Below are 1,260 nucleotides of genomic sequence, written 5' to 3' on the forward strand. Positions count from 1 at the left end.
CAGAACGTGCGCGACCTGCGCCAGCCTTTCGGCGGCACCAAGGCATCGGGCACGGGGCGCGAAGGCGGCACCTGGAGCTACGAGGTGTTCTGCGAGCCGAAGAACGTCGCGGTGTCGCTCGGAGGGCATCACATTCCGCACTGGGGCGTGTGAAGCGATGCGTTCCTTCTCCCGTCGCACGCTTCTGCAAGCCGGCGTTGCCATGGGCGCATGGCCCCTGCTCGCCAACGCGCAATCGGCCGCATGGCCGGGCAAGCCGGTGCACCTCGTCGTACCCTTCCCGCCCGGCGGCACCACCGACTTCGTCACGCGCCTCATCGGCACCGAGCTGGCAAAGACGCTCGGCCAGCCGGTGGTCATCGACAACAAGCCCGGCGCGGGCACGGTGATCGGCGTGGACTTCGTCGCGAAGTCCCCCCCCGACGGCGGCAACTTCGTGACCGTGGCGAACAGCTTCTGCGCGAACCAGACGCTGGTGAAGAAGCTGCCGTACGACACGACGAAGGACCTGCGTCCGGTCGCGCTGATGGGCATGTCGGAGCACGTGCTCGCGACGCACCCCAGCAGCGGACTGAAGACCCTGGCCGACCTGCGCGCAGCCGCCAAGGCCAAGCCGGGCGTGCTGAGCTACGCATCTTTTGGCAACGGCACTTCGGCGCACCTGTCGGGCGAACTGCTCAAGCAGCAGATGGGCATCGACCTCGTGCATGTGCCCTACAAGGGGCAGGGCCCTGCGCTCACCGATCTGCTCGGCGGACAGGTCACGCTGATGTTCGGCAACTGGCCCGAGTTCCGCAGCCATGTGCAGGCGGGCAAGCTGGTGGCGCTGGGCATGGCGACCAAGCAGCGCTCGGTCTATGCGCCCGACATTCCCACGCTCGCCGAACAGGGCGTGCCGGTCGAGTCGAATTCGTGGAACGGCCTGCTGGCCCCGGCCGCAACGCCCGATGCCGTCGTGCAGCGCATGAACGTCGAAGTGAATCGCGCGCTGGCCTCGCCGACCGTCACCGCGGCTTTCGAAAAGGGCGGCATTGCGTCGCTCTCCGGCACGCCGGCGCAGTTCGCCGATTTCATCCGCAGCGAGATCACCAAGTACGCCGAGGTGATTCGCAAGGGCAACATCACGCTGGACGTTTGAACCATGGGAAAACTTGCCCTCGCCGCCAAGATCACGCACGTTCCCTCGCTCTACCTGAGCGAGCTCGACGGCCCGCGCAAGGGCAGCCGCCAGGCCGCCATCGACGGCCACCGCGAGATCGG

Annotated in this window: 2 protein-coding genes and 1 pseudogene; all 3 read left to right on the plus strand. The window is 67.5% G+C overall.

Translation table 11 applies throughout. The features are described from left to right. Positions 1–153, plus strand: a 153-nt coding sequence (locus BLW05_RS35815) for an aldehyde dehydrogenase family protein (protein WP_143045036.1), incomplete at its 5' end; no start/stop codon positions are given. A gap of 49 nt (positions 154–202) precedes the next feature. Next, the gene (locus tag BLW05_RS35230) at positions 203–1,138 is read left to right on the plus strand and encodes a tripartite tricarboxylate transporter substrate binding protein (protein WP_256330655.1); all 936 of its coding nucleotides are present in this window, start codon (positions 203–205) and stop codon (positions 1,136–1,138) included. A 3-nt stretch (positions 1,139–1,141) separates the two neighbouring features. After that, positions 1,142–1,260 (plus strand): annotated as a pseudogene (locus BLW05_RS35820) (3,4-dihydroxyphenylacetate 2,3-dioxygenase); the annotation flags it as partial.

Origin of the sequence: Variovorax sp. YR216 (assembly GCF_900107745.1) — a bacterium.
Taxonomy (GTDB): Bacteria; Pseudomonadota; Gammaproteobacteria; order Burkholderiales; family Burkholderiaceae_C; genus Variovorax.